The sequence below is a fragment of the Pseudomonas sp. CCI1.1 genome, from assembly GCF_034348165.1.
GTDB lineage: Bacteria > Pseudomonadota > Gammaproteobacteria > Pseudomonadales > Pseudomonadaceae > Aquipseudomonas > Aquipseudomonas paracarnis.
Window position 1 is genome coordinate 2,125,037 of record NZ_CP133780.1, and the last position, 14,439, is coordinate 2,139,475.

General features: G+C 54.3%; 12 protein-coding genes. 4 read left to right on the forward strand and 8 right to left on the reverse strand.

Annotated features, from left to right (window positions below):
- Nucleotides 1-141: 141 nt before the first annotated feature.
- The 4 genes from RHM69_RS09140 to RHM69_RS09155 all read right to left on the reverse strand — a co-directional run bounded on the left by RHM69_RS09140 (nt 142) and on the right by RHM69_RS09155 (nt 2,717).
- Nucleotides 142-1,497, reverse strand: coding sequence for an NAD(P)-binding domain-containing protein (locus RHM69_RS09140; protein ID WP_069557035.1), 1,356 nt, complete (start codon nt 1,495-1,497; stop codon nt 142-144).
- Between the two features lie 14 nt (nt 1,498-1,511).
- Nucleotides 1,512-2,015, reverse strand: a complete 504-nt coding sequence (locus RHM69_RS09145) for an arsinothricin resistance N-acetyltransferase ArsN1 family A (protein WP_069557036.1) — start codon at nt 2,013-2,015, stop codon at nt 1,512-1,514.
- Nucleotides 2,016-2,079: 64 nt separating this feature from the next.
- The gene (locus tag RHM69_RS09150; protein WP_069557037.1) at nt 2,080-2,577 is read right to left on the reverse strand and encodes a MarR family winged helix-turn-helix transcriptional regulator; all 498 of its coding nucleotides are present in this window, start codon (nt 2,575-2,577) and stop codon (nt 2,080-2,082) included.
- A 5-nt stretch (nt 2,578-2,582) separates the two neighbouring features.
- Nucleotides 2,583-2,717 (reverse strand): hypothetical protein, encoded by a 135-nt coding sequence (locus RHM69_RS09155; protein WP_256557700.1) that lies wholly within the window; start codon nt 2,715-2,717, stop codon nt 2,583-2,585.
- Between RHM69_RS09155 and RHM69_RS09160 the strand changes: the two genes are divergently transcribed.
- Nucleotides 2,716-3,918, forward strand: a complete 1,203-nt coding sequence (locus RHM69_RS09160; RefSeq protein WP_069557038.1) for an MFS transporter — start codon at nt 2,716-2,718, stop codon at nt 3,916-3,918. The genes RHM69_RS09155 and RHM69_RS09160 overlap by 2 nt on opposite strands.
- A 41-nt stretch (nt 3,919-3,959) precedes the next feature.
- Here the strand turns inward: RHM69_RS09160 and RHM69_RS09165 are convergent, their stop codons facing one another.
- Nucleotides 3,960-5,018 (reverse strand): flavin-containing monooxygenase, encoded by a 1,059-nt coding sequence (locus RHM69_RS09165; RefSeq protein ID WP_069557039.1) that lies wholly within the window; start codon nt 5,016-5,018, stop codon nt 3,960-3,962.
- 36 nt (nt 5,019-5,054) lie between these two features.
- On the reverse strand, nt 5,055-5,405 hold the full coding sequence (locus tag RHM69_RS09170; protein ID WP_069557040.1) for an ArsR/SmtB family transcription factor: 351 nt from the start codon (nt 5,403-5,405) through the stop codon (nt 5,055-5,057).
- 777 nt (nt 5,406-6,182) lie between these two features.
- On the opposite strand from RHM69_RS09170, the gene RHM69_RS09175 reads away from it, so the two are divergent.
- From RHM69_RS09175 to RHM69_RS09185, 3 genes are read left to right on the forward strand one after another with little or no spacing between them, the layout of a single operon-like run.
- The gene (locus RHM69_RS09175; protein ID WP_069557041.1) at nt 6,183-8,606 is read left to right on the forward strand and encodes a TerB N-terminal domain-containing protein; all 2,424 of its coding nucleotides are present in this window, start codon (nt 6,183-6,185) and stop codon (nt 8,604-8,606) included.
- Nucleotides 8,603-9,898 carry an ATP-binding protein gene (locus RHM69_RS09180; RefSeq protein WP_069557042.1) on the forward strand — a complete coding sequence of 432 codons (1,296 nt, stop codon included), beginning with the start codon at nt 8,603-8,605 and terminating at the stop codon, nt 9,896-9,898. The genes RHM69_RS09175 and RHM69_RS09180 overlap by 4 nt, the downstream gene beginning before the upstream one ends.
- Nucleotides 9,873-12,116: a DEAD/DEAH box helicase gene (locus RHM69_RS09185; protein WP_083263044.1), complete on the forward strand. Its 2,244-nt coding sequence runs from the start codon at nt 9,873-9,875 to the stop codon at nt 12,114-12,116. Before RHM69_RS09180 ends, RHM69_RS09185 begins: the two co-directional genes overlap by 26 nt.
- Nucleotides 12,117-12,763: 647 nt before the next feature.
- Here the strand turns inward: RHM69_RS09185 and RHM69_RS09190 are convergent.
- A complete protein-coding gene (locus tag RHM69_RS09190; RefSeq protein WP_044275685.1) occupies nt 12,764-13,087 on the reverse strand; it encodes a 4-methylmuconolactone methylisomerase in 324 nt (107 codons plus the stop codon).
- A gap of 11 nt (nt 13,088-13,098) precedes the next feature.
- Nucleotides 13,099-14,376, reverse strand: coding sequence for an MFS transporter (locus RHM69_RS09195; protein ID WP_044275684.1), 1,278 nt, complete (start codon nt 14,374-14,376; stop codon nt 13,099-13,101).
- Nucleotides 14,377-14,439: the final 63 nt, after the last annotated feature.

The following is a 14,439-nucleotide window of genomic DNA, read 5'->3' on the forward strand; positions in this document are numbered from 1 at the left end:
ATCGTTATCAGATGCAACGCAATGACTGGTCAGCTCGAATGCATACGGGCGGACGTATCTCGCACGATCTGAGCACGCTGAAGAAATAAACACGTGGACCTACTCACCCCGTCGCAGGGGGCAGGTCTTGGTTGATGTGCACTAGCCTTTGCAGCAACTTGGCGAGCTACGTGGTGCATCATCAGAAGTCGCCCCTCCATTGCCGCAACAAGACGTCCGACTTGCCGAAACCTTCAAGCGATCATCGACTTCATCCAAGTCCGAGTTGCATACGCCGGTCTCCGGGAGAACCAGCTCAACCCTCTTGGCCGCATCCCAATCACCCGCCAATGCGGCGACGACAGACCGCACCTGCTCATACCCCGTCATCAACAAGAACGTAGGCGCCCGACCATAGCTCTTCATCCCCACAATAAACAAACTTTCTTCAGGATGGGCCAGCTCTACCGCGCCATGAGGCCTGACCGTCGCGCAGCTGTGTTCGTTGGGATCAATCATTGGAGCAAGCAACATTGAGCTTTGGGTAGCAGGATCGAGTGCGACACGCAGCTCCGCGAGCAGGCTCATGTCTGGGCGGAATCCAGTCGCCACAATGAGTTCGTCCACAGCTGGAAGTACCTGCTCTCCCGCCTTCACGACCAGTCCTTGGCCATTGCCTGCGACCTGATCGATAGCGACGTTTCTGAACAACTCGATCACGCCGTCATTCAGCAACTGGAGAATCTTCAGGCCGAGTTTTCCGCGCTCTTCCAATTGGTCATTCGCACCACCACCGAGAATGCGCTCAAGAGAATTACCCCGGATCGCCCAGAGCACTTTGGTTTGCGGCGCCTCCTGAGTCAGTCGCACCAGATCCTGGAGAGCGTTAAAAGCGGAGTGACCACCACCCACCACCAGCACTCTTTTGTTGGCATAGCGATTCCGGGCACGGCCCAGTACCTCCGGAATGCCATATGCGATGTGTACTGCATGCTCGATCTCGCCCAAGGCAGGGATGCCATGGGCGCCCATCCAGTTCGGTGTCAGGTAGGTGCCCGAGGCATCAATGACAGCACTGGCCAGCACATCCTGTTCACCCGTTGGCCCTGTGACACGCAGTAAAAAAGGAGCTGCCGATCTGCCCTGGGTCTTCATCACATCCTGACCGACGCGAGTGGCTACCAGAACACGGGTATTGAGCTGCAAGTGACGCTTGATCTGTTCGAGGTCCGCGAGAGGTCGAACAAACCGGTCCAGCAGTTCACGACCCGTTGGATACTCGTTCTCCGGTGGTGGAGTCCAACCATCGGCCAGTAGAAGTTTTGCCGCCTCCTTGTCCACATTGAACTGCCACGAAGAGAACATCTTCACATGCACCCATTCTTCAATGCTGGACCCCACTTTCGGGCCAGCCTCCAGAATCAGCGGCGTGAGACCTCGGGCCAGCAGGTGAGCGGCTGCCGCCAGGCCCACCGGACCAGCTCCAATGATGGCGACGGGAAGGTGAGTGTTATCCATGATCAACTCCTTCTTCAGGTTGGCTGATTGTTCGGGAACAGGCGCTCGACAATAGCGCAGTCGAGCCAGCGTCCTTCAAGACAGGCGTGTTTTTCATACACCCCAACTTGGCGGAAACCGCAGGTTTCGCACAATGCGAGGCTGGCGTGATTGAAGGTAAAAATGCGTGAAAGAACTTTCCAGAATCCACGAGCTTCGGCTTCTTCTAGCAGTGACTGAAGTAACTGCTTACCGAGCCCCTGGCCGCGAACACTGCGATCCAGGTAAATGGAAAAATCTGCAATGCCGTCGTAACAGGCACGAGCGCGATAACTACTGAGTCCTGCCCATCCAACAACCTGACCCGTCTCATCGACCATGACCAACACTGGATAACGCTCCATGGAGTTGATGCGATTAAGCATGTCTGCCGGGCTTCGAGGAGTCGTTTCAAACGTAGAGCTACGTTCCTCGATCCCCTGGTTGTAGATGGCGGCTATTGAAACAGTGTCGCTGGGTTCAGCTACACGAACTCGCATTGTTGGAGCCCCATTACGTTGGCAGTAACAACATTATTGGCAAAAAAAGGGAAATTCTTCCCTTTCATTCCTTGCTCTTCACGGCTGGGCAGCACTCACTCACGAGCCCGCAGCGAATCTCCGTGGCCCGCGTGATCTGCCTGAGCAAACTCAGCGCTCCCTGCCTGGCTTCAGCTGACAGGTTATCGATCATCGCTCGCTCCTCTGCAATCAGGTCAGCTCTGATTTTCTCGTATAGCTCACGTCCAGCATCCGTTGCCTGAATTCGCACCGCACGCCGATCTTCATCATCCTCAACTCGGGACACATACCCCTTGCGTTCCAGGGTATCGATCACGCGACTCGCCGTGCTCTTGTCCAAGAACATTTCTTCCGCCAAGACCTGAAGGCGCAGTGCGCCCCTTTTGACCAGAGTCTCGACGGCATAGCATTGGGTTACAGATACGTCGTAACAGCAGATCCGATCACGATCACGGAACTGATGGACGCGAACTAACTGATTCAACACTTCGTACAGGTCCTCGGAATCCTGAGTCAACTGATCGTTTTTACGCTTCGTCATAACCGTCACAAATTAGTTGTTAGCTGCAACAATAATCCTGGTATCTCGGAATCGTCAACACCGATCTCTCGGTTGACGATGACCAAAGGAAGGCGATAGCTTGTTGTTACTGACAACAAAAAAATGAGCACGTCGGTCATGACACCTCCAGAACAGATTCATCCCCCGATCAATCGCTCCAGACTCGTATGGGCGATGGGTTTCACTCAAATTCTCGCCTGGGGCTCGACCTACTACTTGCCCGCAGTGCTTGCGCCTCCGATAGCCAAAGAGACGGGATGGTCCATCACCAATGTGGTGGGCGGTCTGTCCTGGGGACTTTTGGTAGCGGGAGCTTCCTCGCCGGCCGTTGGTCGTCAGATTGACCGCCACGGCGGACGCTCTGTCCTAGCGGCCAGTTCACTGCTGCTGGCTCTCGGCATGCTACTGATGGGACTGGCGGGCAACATTGCCACTTACTATGTCGCCTGGACGTTGATCGGTGTTGCCATGGCGGCGGGTTTATACGACGCAGCCTTCTCAACCCTGGGACGTCTTTTCGGCGAAGGGGCTCGAACGTCAATTACCGGGCTGACCTTGTTAGGTGGATTCGCCAGTACCATAGGTTGGCCGGTGATCGCAGGACTGGAAAGTTGGATCGGCTGGAGAAACGCCTGCTTTGTTCTCGCGGCTACTCATCTCTTGATTGGGCTACCCATCCACTCGCTGTTGATTCCAGGAAGCACAAAACAACCACCCCACCCCGTCATAACAGAATCACCCCGCGCGTCCGAGCTTCACCCCAAGACCACCAATTATCTATTCTTATTGATTGGCGCCATGCTGACGGTTCTGGCGCTGGTGGTATCAGGTATCTCAGTACACCTGCTTAATGTCCTCAAGCAACTGGGAATCGCGACCGCTGTGGCCTTGGCCATCGGCATGGTGATTGGTCCCTCGCAAGTCTTGGCACGGGTGGCAGAGTTTTCCATAGGCAGAAATCTCCACCCGACCTGGTCAGCGCGGGTCGGTGTGTTTCTATGCCTGGTCGGGTTGGGATTATTGATCTCAGGGATGCCCTGGATGGCCTTCGTGGCGATCGCACTCTACGGCGCAGGCAACGGCATCCTAACGATCGCTCGCGGCACCCTCCCCTTGGCGCTGTTTGGCCCGCAAGGCTACGGAGCGAGAATGGGGCTTCTCGCCAGGCCGGTACTCGTGGCCCAGGCCTGCGGCCCGATAGCCGCCGCATTTGTTTTGCAGAACTTTGGAGCCTCGGCATTGCTTGTCGTTATGTGCGGTTTGGTTTTGCTGTGCTTCATCGCCAGCTGGCGCCTTCCAACGACTCGACGCACTGACTAAACGTTGCTGCGGTTGAGATTCGTCAACTGCCAAGTTGTCTTCTAAACAGGCATATCGCGGACAAATCGCATCAAGCTGGGCATGATGTAAGACGCATCCTGGCCGACACCTCTGAGGGTCGCTGAAGCAAAGTTCCGTTGCTTCGGCAGACCGACAAAATACAGCCCAGGTAGGTGCTCGGCCTGCCCGTTACGATGAGCCCAATATTCATCGCCTGGGCATTCCAACCCGCTCAAAAATTCCAAGTTCGGGCGAAATCCGGTAGCAAACACCAGGCTATCGGCTTCAGTGTGCTGCCCATCAGCCCAGATCACGCCGGTTGGTGTTATCGCCTCGAACATCGGCTTACGCTCGAACAACTTTTTCTTAAGGGCTCGACGATAGATCCCGTCATCAAGCACCGGCGTACTTTGGTCATTCAACCAACGGGTCTTTTCCAACCCCGACCATTTCAGCCACGCATGAAAATCCGAACCCAGTATCTTTTGTGGAAAAAACCGAATTGGCTCCCTGCTTGCCAGCACGACTTTGCTCACATGGGCCAGTTCATAAGCAATTTGAACAGCCGAGTTCGCAGCACCGACCACAACCACTCGTTGATCACCAAAGCCTTCGGCATTTCGATATTCCGCGCTGTGCAAACTGCGCCCGAGAAAGCCCTGAAGCCCTTGAATATCTGGAATGAACGGCTGATTGAATCCCCCCGTACACACGACCAGCGCCCTGGAGCAGAAAATTTCTCCATCGTCCGTTTGAAGCTGAAACAGCTCGCGCTCCCTTCGTACATGCTGCACGCGGGTGTACTGACGAACTGGCAATCTGAATGCCTTTGCATAGTCTTCCAGATAGCGTACGACATCATCACGAAGCGGGTAATGATCAGGTTCTGCCGGGAAGCGCATGCCTGGCAATGACGAGTAAGCAGCTGGAGAAAAAAGCTTCAGACTGTCGTAGTAATTGCGCCAATTCCCTCCCGGTGACCGCTCAGCATCCAAAATCAGGAACCTAAGGTTTTGCTGCTGTAAGTGCCAACCGCACGCTAATCCTGCCTGGCCTGCACCGATCACAATGACATCCAAGATTTCATTTATTACATTCATATATGCACACTCATGCACACTACAGAGCAAAAAAAACTATCCGGACGTACCTGGGCAGCAGAATGGGGCGAGGCTTTTCATATGCTGAAGAATGGCTTCGAGGCGTGTCACCACTGCCGGACCATCCACCTCGTAGAACATCTGCCTGCTGACCTTGTTACCGCGGACGATACCTGCCTCTAACAGTACTTGCAGATGCCGGGAAACAACTGAGCGTTCCTGGGGCAGTGCTTCCGCAATCTCTCCGATGTCGGCGCGCCCCAGTTGCATCACGCGCTTGAGCACAGCTACACGCGAAGGCTCGCAAAGCGCCTTGAAGAAAGCGCCATCGAGAGACTCGATTGCAGCGTCAATTGCGCGGGTTCGGTTAAGGATTCGATTAGTCATGCAACCGACTATATGTGCATATCCATGCACACGTCAACACTCTGCAATTGCACCTCTCCTAAGGCTAAAAGCTGTGCCGTGAAGGTAACCAACTCCCCGAGAAAGCCAACAATTTAGGGTGTAACCCCAGGTGGTGTTGGTAAAGATTCCACCGAGAGCCAGTCGTTTTGTAGGGGCAAAAACGCTCGAAAATAAAAAGGGGTCGCGAGATAAAGTCTCGCAACCCCTTGATTTATATGGTCGGGACGGAGTGATTCGAACACTCGACCCCTAGCACCCCATCTCCTTTTTCATACTTCTTGAAAGCTTCCGGAATTTTACTATGGATTTTTCTGAGCCAGTATTTGCTTGAGCTCCAGCGGTGTTCTGCTCTAGGAGAGTCCAGTAACGTCCATCAAGAGCCAGCGTTTTTGTGGGGGTAAAAGTAGGGGGAGTCCATTTTATGGCCGACATTATCATCAAATAACTCGAGGTACTGTCGCTATAGTCGAGAAGAGATGGCCAACGCAACAATCCAAGCTTTGCGAACGGGCTGACATCATCGACTAGTGAGCTTCGACTTCTGGCCGATAACTGCCCACAATGAATCGCAGCTATTAGCAATGGAGGGGATGATCTTCGCGCTTCCTGCTGAGAAGCTACTTTTTATGATTGTAGCTATTTCGTGCGCAAGCAAAATTTTCCGATCAATAACGTTCCTCTGCCCATGGTTCTCGTAGGCCATTTATCGGATACTGCCATTGCGCCAGCACCCATCTTTCAAGGTTGAAACGACTCATGGCAAGGAAGAAAGCAAAAAACTCCACAAGTAACGGCATCCTCATCATTTTCGCTCTGGCCGTCGGCGCAGTCGCATCGATCCCGAAAAATGCTTGGATCGCCATTGGTGTTATTGCTTGCGTTGCCGCGGTTTTTTGGCTGCTGGTTCGTCGCTCAAGGCGCCATGCAGAGCAATTGTCAGTGGCCATTTCGGATACGGAACATCTGCGGGAGCATCAACGATCTGGCCTCACTTTCTCTATGCGCGAGGTATCAGGGCGCCATATGGGCGCTGAGGAAACCTCAGATTTTTACACTGTCCAACTCGGCTCAGAACCTTCAAAGTCCTTCAAAATTCCAAATGCGAGAACGCAAAAATCTGATGCTCGCTGGGTGCCAGCAGGTGAATCAGTCACCGTTTCCGGTTTTACAGTTCCCGGTGGCATGTTCTATATGGGCAGCGTACTAGGTGTCCGGCACGATGCCGGAGAACCCTCACTGATTAACCCCAAGCTCCGTATCGCAAAGACACACGTCGATCTAGAAGAACGGCTGATGTCCTATTGGCCCAGTTTCCACTCCATCACGTCAGAGGCTCGCCGTGGATACCTTCAATGGCTGGAGGGTGGTCGTCGTTACCCACTGGCAGACACTGGCTACGTCTTTTTGTATTTCTACGGTCTGGAACGTCGAGCGCTCGTTGACGCAATGAGTGATCCGAGCGCCAAGGCTGAGCTTCCTTTGATCGTCGAAGAAGTCCGACGCCTATTGAATATCTATGGGGAAAATAGGTCGTTCAGGGGATATGCGGAAGGTTTTCTGGATTACCTGAGCAACACCAAGATCGATCCAGACCTTTACCTTGGCCCACCTCCCAACGTTGTCGCGTATAGCTACGAGATGCCATTACCACTGCGCGTAGGTCTGGGGCAATTCGCTTCCAACAAGCGCCCCCTTGATGCCGATTGGGCATTAGCCTGGGCGTTAGCTGACCCCAACATCAGCAAACGCACGCCCGTGACTCGCTGCAAGGATGTCTTTTCGAGACTGTTCAAGCTTAAGTACACAAGCGCCCATCCTAAGGGTCTTGTCCTGGCGCAGAACAAGACCAAACTTAAAACCAGTTATAGGCCGGCCTCCGCGGTCTTAATGGCCCCCACGCTTAGCTTGGGTGACCTTCCTGATGTCCTGGCCACGTCAGGTACACGAAAAAGCCTGCAGTTGCTGGTTGAGCTATGCACTACCGAGCTTGAACCCTACAGCCGATATTTGGGCCGCAACCCTGATAGCGCAGAAGCTCTCGAAGGTCTTTTGCAGCTTCCCGTCGCTCTCTGGCCGACAGCAGCCCGTACAGAGTTGGACGAGCTTCAGCTCAGAATTGGCGACGACCTGATTGTCATGAGCTTTGGCGAACTCGCAGGCCGGTTCAAGAGCGCCGGCGCCCTGTCCCGCGACAAAGTACTTGCACTTGCCCGCGCATTCGAATCGCTTCACATCGGTATTGAACCCGACGTACTGGCTGGCAGTAAGACACCGAAGGCAGAGGATCAAATCGCGCTGTTCGTGACTCAACCAGAAGACGGATCACTGCGAGCTTCTGCAGCTTACAATGCTGCTTCGGTGACGCTCGACCTTGCTAGTGCTGTGGCTGCTGCCGATGGTGATACCTCCACTGAGGAAATTACGCTGCTTGCTCAACACATCGACTCCTGGAATCACCTGAGTGTGGCCCATCGCAAACGCCTTAAAGCACACCTGCGAATCCAGATCCAGCAACCACCAACGCTGGCCAGCCTGAAGAAAAAACTCGACCCACTAACGGTCGAAGCCAAACGCACGATTGCGAGCTTCCTGACCCATCTGGCGCAAGCTGATGGCATCGTCAACCCATTGGAAGTGAAACTTCTTGAGCGCGTTTACAAGGCCCTGCAGCTAGACAGTCAGTTGCTGTACAGCGATCTCCACGGTGCTGCATCTGGAGCAAGTATTGCCTCCGTAAAACCAAAAGCCGGCATTCCTCGTTCCGAGCCTGGTACCCCGATCACCGCCACTGCGAATCAAGGGTTCGTGCTTGATCACGAGCGCATTGCAGAACTGCAACGAGAAACCGCAGAGGTCTCCGCCCTCCTTGCTAAAGTCTTCACCGAGGACCAAGTTGACGAACCGGAGCAGTTGGTCGATGAGGCAGTATCAATACAAGAATCGAGTGCAGACATTGATGGTCTCGATTTAGAACACTCCGCATTCCTTCGGTTGCTGGTCTCACGCCCTGAGTGGAGCCGCTCCGAACTTGAAGCTGCCGCCAGCGACATGGAGCTGATGCTCGATGGTGCCCTGGAACAAATTAACGACATGGCTTTTGAACGTTTCGACATGCCCGTAACTGAGGGTGATGACCCTGTCGAGATCAATACAGACATTCTGGAAGAGTTAGCCCTATGAGCACTATCAGAGCCAAGGATCGCGATGCGGTCATCCAGTCGCTACGCGCAGGCGTCGTTCCTCGCGTGGGCCAACACCTGATTCAGGTTGGCCGGGTAGGCGAACTAGATGCACTGATCAAGGACGTCAATCGCCTGGTTGAAAGTGGATCGGCATTTCGAGTCGTCATTGGCGAGTACGGTGCAGGCAAGACGTTTTTTCTGAACCTAGTACGAGCCATTGCCATGGAGCGCAAGCTTGTCACCATGCATGCCGACTTGAACCCAGATCGCAGATTACATGCCACGGGTGGACAAGCACGTTCGCTTTACTCCGAGTTGGCTAAAAACATGTCGACGCGTACGAAGCCCGACGGTGGGGCTATGCAAGGCATTGTTGAGAAATTCATCTCTCAGGCCAAAACCGAAGCCAAGGCGGCGGGTACAGACAGCGAGACTGTTATTCGTGCTCACTTGGCCGAGCTGACCGAGATGGTCAACGGGTATGATTTTGCGGAGGTGATTGCCGCCTATTGCCGAGGTTTCGAAGAAGGCAACGAGCAGCTCAAGGCCGACGCCATCCGTTGGTTGCGTGGAGAGTTCACCACTAAGACTGATGCCCGAGCAGCCTTGGGCGTACGAACCATCATTGATGATGCCTCCGTCTACGATCAGCTCAAGCTCCTGTCGAGATTCGTCAGACTTGCAGGTTTTGGCGGTCTGATGATCTGCCTCGACGAACTGGTCAACCTCTACAAACTGGCCAATACCCAAGCTCGTAATGCCAATTACGAACAGATCCTCCGTATCCTCAATGACTCTCTGCAGGGATCGTCCGAAGGGCTTGGTTTCGTTTTAGGTGGCACGCCTGAGTTTTTGATGGACACTCGTCGGGGGCTATTCAGCTACCCTGCCCTGCAATCTCGATTGGCCGAGAACTCGTTTGCAAAATCAGGATTGGTGGATCTGTCGGGGCCGGTCATTCGCCTGACCAGCCTGACCCCGGAAGACTTCTACGTGCTGCTTCAGAAACTTCGTCACGTATACGCTGGCGGGGATGTCGAAAAATACTTACTACCTGACGAAGCGCTCCCCTTGTTCATGGCGCATTGTAATCAGCGCCTGGGAGAAGCTTACTTCCGCACGCCACGTACCACGATCACAGCGTTCATCAACCTGCTCGCCATCTTGGAGCAAAACCCGGGCGCCGATTGGCGAATGCTGCTTGGAGCTGTCGAGGTCGCCAGGGACTCAGGCGGCGAAGACGATACCAAAGTCGATGCGGACGATGAACTTGCCACCTTCACACTCTGAGTCATCGGGTTTCGATCAACTTGAGTCCCGAATCCAGAGATGGGTTTGGGCGGAAGGCTGGACTTCCTTGCGCGACGCCCAGGAATGGGCGGTACCTGTTCTGGTGGATGCCGATCAGGATGTCATCATCGCCGCAGCAACAGCGGCAGGCAAAACCGAGGCTGCTTTTCTTCCCATACTCACCAATTTGCTGAATCGTGATGATCCACCCGGTTCGGTGCTGTATATCAGCCCGCTCAAGGCCCTGATCAACGACCAGTGGGACAGGTTAAGCCGTCTTTGTGAGCAGCTTGAGATTCGCGTAGTGGCTTGGCACGGGGACATCTCCTCAAGCAAAAAACATCGCTTTTTGAAGTCCCCTGAGGGGGTGCTTCTGATCACTCCTGAATCCCTTGAAGCCCTGTTCGTCAACCGCGGTTCTAGTCTTGGCGGGGTGTTCCAGCACCTGCGCTATATCGTCGTGGATGAGCTGCATGCGTTCATCGGTAGCGAACGAGGCAAGCAACTTCAGTCACTGATGCATAGGGTAGAACTTGTTGCCGGGCACCGTCTCCCTAGAGTCGGGCTCTCAGCCACCCTCGGCGATATGAAGATGGCGTCGGAATTTTTGCGCTCGGGAAATGCCGATGGCGTTACCGTCATTGAATCAAAAAGCTCCAACCAGACTCTCCAAGTGCAAGTTCGTGGTCACATTCAGCCACCCATGAGCGAGCTCAAGAAGAAGCCCGTAAAGCTCTCTGGCCAGGCGGAAAATGAAGACGAGACAGAGAACGAGGCAAGCCCAGACTTCGCGATCGCTGATCATCTTTACAAGGTGTTACGCGGCAGTAACAACCTGATTTTCCCAAACAGCCGGTCTCAGGTTGAATGGTACGCAGATCAACTGCGACGGCGCTGCGAGAAAGACGGCGTGCCTAACGAATTCTGGCCTCATCACGGTAGCCTTTCGAAGGACTTGCGTGAGCAAGCAGAGCATGCTCTCAAGGCAGGGACTCATGCAGCATCCGCGATTTGCACCACGACGCTTGAGCTCGGCATAGACATCGGCAGCATCAAAACAGTCGTGCAGATTGGTGCCCCACCATCGGTGGCGAGTCTGCGACAACGTCTAGGGCGATCGGGAAGGCGCCCAGGAGAAAAAGCAACGCTGCGCGTTTACTGCAAGGAATCGCCACTCAAAGATGGATCGAGCCTCTCGGATCAACTGCGCCAAGGCTTGGTCCAAACCATTGCCATGGTTCGACTGCTGGCCAAGGGGTGGTTTGAACCTCCCAGGGCTCAAGGCATTCACGCGTCCACCCTCGTTCAACAATGTCTTTCAGTGATCGCCCAGTGCGGCGGTGCATCTGCTACAGATCTCTGGAAAAGTTTGATTGCTGAGGGAGCATTTCCAAAAGTTGAAAAACCAGACTTTGTGAAGTTGCTCAAGGCGCTCGGCGAGCACGAGCTCATTGTTCAGGACAGCTCAGGGTTGCTTCTTCCTGGGACGGTTGGAGAGCGATTGATCAACCACTATGAGTTCTACAGCGCATTCACCAGCGACGAAGAATTTCGCCTTGTATGCGATGGTAGGGCACTGGGATCTGTGCCAGTAAGCCGTCCACTGACCAAGGATCAGCGCATTATTTTCGGAGGCCGGAGGTGGCAGGTTCGTGATGTTGATCTCCAGTCCAAAGTCATCATCGTTTCAGCAGCACGCGGTGGTGCCCCTCCTCAGTTCGACGGTCTGGGTGCGATGGTGCATGACAACGTACGCCAAGAGATGCGAGCCGTCTTGGCAGACACACTCCCCTGCCCTTTTATTGATCAAGTGGCTCAAGAGCTTCTCGATGAGGCTCGAAAGACATTTGTTTCACTTGGCCTTGGTAAGCGCTACATAGTTGAGTCGGGCGGTAAGTGCTATTTGATGAGCTGGCTAGGTGATCATGCCAACGATGCACTGCGCTTGTTATTCAATCATGTCGGCCTTTCTTGTGATAACGCAGGCCTTGCCATCGAGGTTGATGCCGACATCAATCGAACCCAAATGGCGCTGGAGGAAGTCGGGAGCCTGGATGCTGCTGATCTAGACTCGATACTTTCGGAGGTAGAAAACATGCTGCGAGAAAAGTGGGACTGGGCACTGCCGCCATCCTTGCTGATGAAGTCGTTTGCTTCCATATCGCTTGATATCTCAACAGCAATTCTTTTTGCACAGACTTATTCTGTGGAAAAATAAGCGGAAGAAACCCACGCCGTTTGGACCCGACGCATCCATGTCTCAAGGGACCACCAGTCACGGGATAGGTGCGCCTGCACCAAGCAAAAAACCTCAAATTAACCCAATAACAGAGCAGCAAAGGTCACCGAAGGGCCGAAAAACCACTCAGTGTGGTGAGTAGGTTCTCCGGTGGTAGTCGCGCCTGAGTTCAGGCGATCTGAAAATCCGACTTTTTCAACAGAATCGGCCCGAAGCAGTCGCTCGCTACTGATCCCATGCGTTAACACTCAAAGCCATACCTGATCAATCCTACCAACGCCTCCCCTGGCTCACTCAACTCCCCCGGGGGCCAATATCAGTCGTAATTCATGCACGGGCAACTCAGGAAACCTGTCAGCAACCATCAGCACGCGCATGCTTTACGCACTCGGGCACGGTCGACGAAACAAACAGGTCATTACCGATATCAGCACCTCGAGTTACAAAGGCTTTACCCTTGAGAAATCCGTAGATGCCGGTTTAGCTACCTTACGCCAGGCCGACATGGCTGTTTGAAGAACATCAGAGCGAGCGAATAAGGCGGGAGAATTGAATGACTCTTCCGCCTTGTGCTCGCTCAGGATGTTTCGTTGATCTGAATTCGCAAGATCCCGGCCCCATAGCCTTCAAACTATCTCGCACGTGACAAACGGCTTGAGTCCGCCGATAAACGTTTTGCCGTGCTCGAACCAGGCCTTTCGAATATCGGCTTGCATGTAAAGCTCATAGTCGGATTGGTCGCGGAACCAGCACTCGCCTATGGCGTGTACAGCCGGCACATCCAGAAACGGTACGTGAGTGTCGCTGGGATTGTCCGCCACAAGCCTGACCTCATATTTGTGCAATCCCGGAATCCCTGCACTCATTTCAAAGTGGCGCACACATTCTTGCTTGAAGGTCTCATCGCTCATGGTTTGAGGTTTAGCCAGCAAGTACACAATTCTGATCATTTGAACACCCTTCAAGTCCGTGGTTCGAGCATTGGTTGCGGGGCGACGTCCGCTTCATTTTCAACAACGTCATCCAGCCGGACGCCTTTGGTTTCTGGTAGCAGCAGCAGGGCAAATACCGCGATTGCGTAGGCACCCAGGCAGAAGGCGCCCACGGATTGCGCGAGCCCGTACTTGGCGGCCAGCAGGCCGACGCCTGTGACAGCCATTGCACCTACCGATTTGCCAACGTTGTAGGAGAACCCCATGCAGGTGGTGCGCACCTGGGTCGGAAACAATTCGCTAAGGAAGGGCCCCAGCGCCGCGAACATCCCGATGGCCAATGCACCGACCAGAAAACCCATGACATGCGCGATCACAGGGTTGAGCGGCACGAACATGTACGCCACGGTGACAATCCAGGAGCCCAACGACAGCATGATCAACGTGGGCCGTCTGCCCAAGCGGTCGGACATGTAGGCGGTAGCGGCAAAACCGCAAAGACTGCCGAATGCCATGATCAAAATCGTCCGGACGAGCGATCCGGAAACGACACCGCGCTCAGCCATCAGCGAGGGTGTCCAGACCAGAATCACATAGCATCCGGCCTGCAAACCGATCACCAAAAGGCTCGCCAGCACGCTGACCTTGACGTATTTGGCGGAGAACACGGTGCCAATAGAAGCTTTGTCGGTGTCCAGCTTCTGGGACTGTTTGAAGGCTTCCGAATCTTTGACGTTGCGTCGAATGAAGATCACCACCAGAGCCGGCACGACCCCCACCCAGAACGCCAGCCGCCAGGCGTAATCAGCGGGGAAATAGGCCAGGATCCCAGTGACGATCAGCACCGCACCTGCCCATCCCAAGGCAAAACCGGACTGCACGAAACCCAACGCCCTGCCACGGTTTTTTGGGTTGATAACCTCGGCCATCAGCGCAACGCCAACGGCCCACTCGCCGCCGAACCCCAGGCCTTGCAGCGTACGGGCGACCAATAACTGCTCGAAATTCTGCGCAAACCCCGCTACCACGCCAAAGAAGGTAAACCAGCACACCGTAAAAATCAGGATACGTACCCGACCGAAGCGGTCGCTCAGGATTCCCGCGATCCAGCCTCCCAGCGCCGCGGAAAGCAAAGCCGATGTTCCGATGACGCCTGCCTCGCCTTTTGTCAGCCCCCAGATGCCAATCAACGTAGGCAGCAGGAAGCTGAACATTTGCATGTCATAGGAGTCCAGCGCCCATCCTGCATAACAGGCCCAAAAGGTCTTTTTCTCACGCGGTGTACCGCTTCTATACCAGGAGAACATGGCGCTGATCCTTATTGTTATGGGGGGTGCTTTACAGTGAGTCGAGCATGAACCAGTCCTGTG

Bases quoted from the DNA above. Each gene is read 5' to 3' on its own strand.
- RHM69_RS09140 (WP_069557035.1), bottom strand. From the start codon at position 1,497: ATGGATAACACTCACCTTCCCGTCGCCATCATTGGAGCTGGTCCGGTG.
- RHM69_RS09145 (WP_069557036.1), bottom strand. From the start codon at position 2,015: ATGCGAGTTCGTGTAGCTGAACCCAGCGACACTGTTTCAATAGCCGCC.
- RHM69_RS09150 (WP_069557037.1), bottom strand. From the start codon at position 2,577: ATGACGAAGCGTAAAAACGATCAGTTGACTCAGGATTCCGAGGACCTG.
- RHM69_RS09160 (WP_069557038.1), top strand. From the start codon at position 2,716: ATGACACCTCCAGAACAGATTCATCCCCCGATCAATCGCTCCAGACTC.
- RHM69_RS09155 (WP_256557700.1), bottom strand. From the start codon at position 2,717: ATGACCGACGTGCTCATTTTTTTGTTGTCAGTAACAACAAGCTATCGC.
- RHM69_RS09165 (WP_069557039.1), bottom strand. From the start codon at position 5,018: ATGAATGTAATAAATGAAATCTTGGATGTCATTGTGATCGGTGCAGGC.
- RHM69_RS09170 (WP_069557040.1), bottom strand. From the start codon at position 5,405: ATGACTAATCGAATCCTTAACCGAACCCGCGCAATTGACGCTGCAATC.
- RHM69_RS09175 (WP_069557041.1), top strand. From the start codon at position 6,183: ATGGCAAGGAAGAAAGCAAAAAACTCCACAAGTAACGGCATCCTCATC.
- RHM69_RS09180 (WP_069557042.1), top strand. From the start codon at position 8,603: ATGAGCACTATCAGAGCCAAGGATCGCGATGCGGTCATCCAGTCGCTA.
- RHM69_RS09185 (WP_083263044.1), top strand. From the start codon at position 9,873: ATGAACTTGCCACCTTCACACTCTGAGTCATCGGGTTTCGATCAACTT.
- RHM69_RS09190 (WP_044275685.1), bottom strand. From the start codon at position 13,087: ATGATCAGAATTGTGTACTTGCTGGCTAAACCTCAAACCATGAGCGAT.
- RHM69_RS09195 (WP_044275684.1), bottom strand. From the start codon at position 14,376: ATGTTCTCCTGGTATAGAAGCGGTACACCGCGTGAGAAAAAGACCTTT.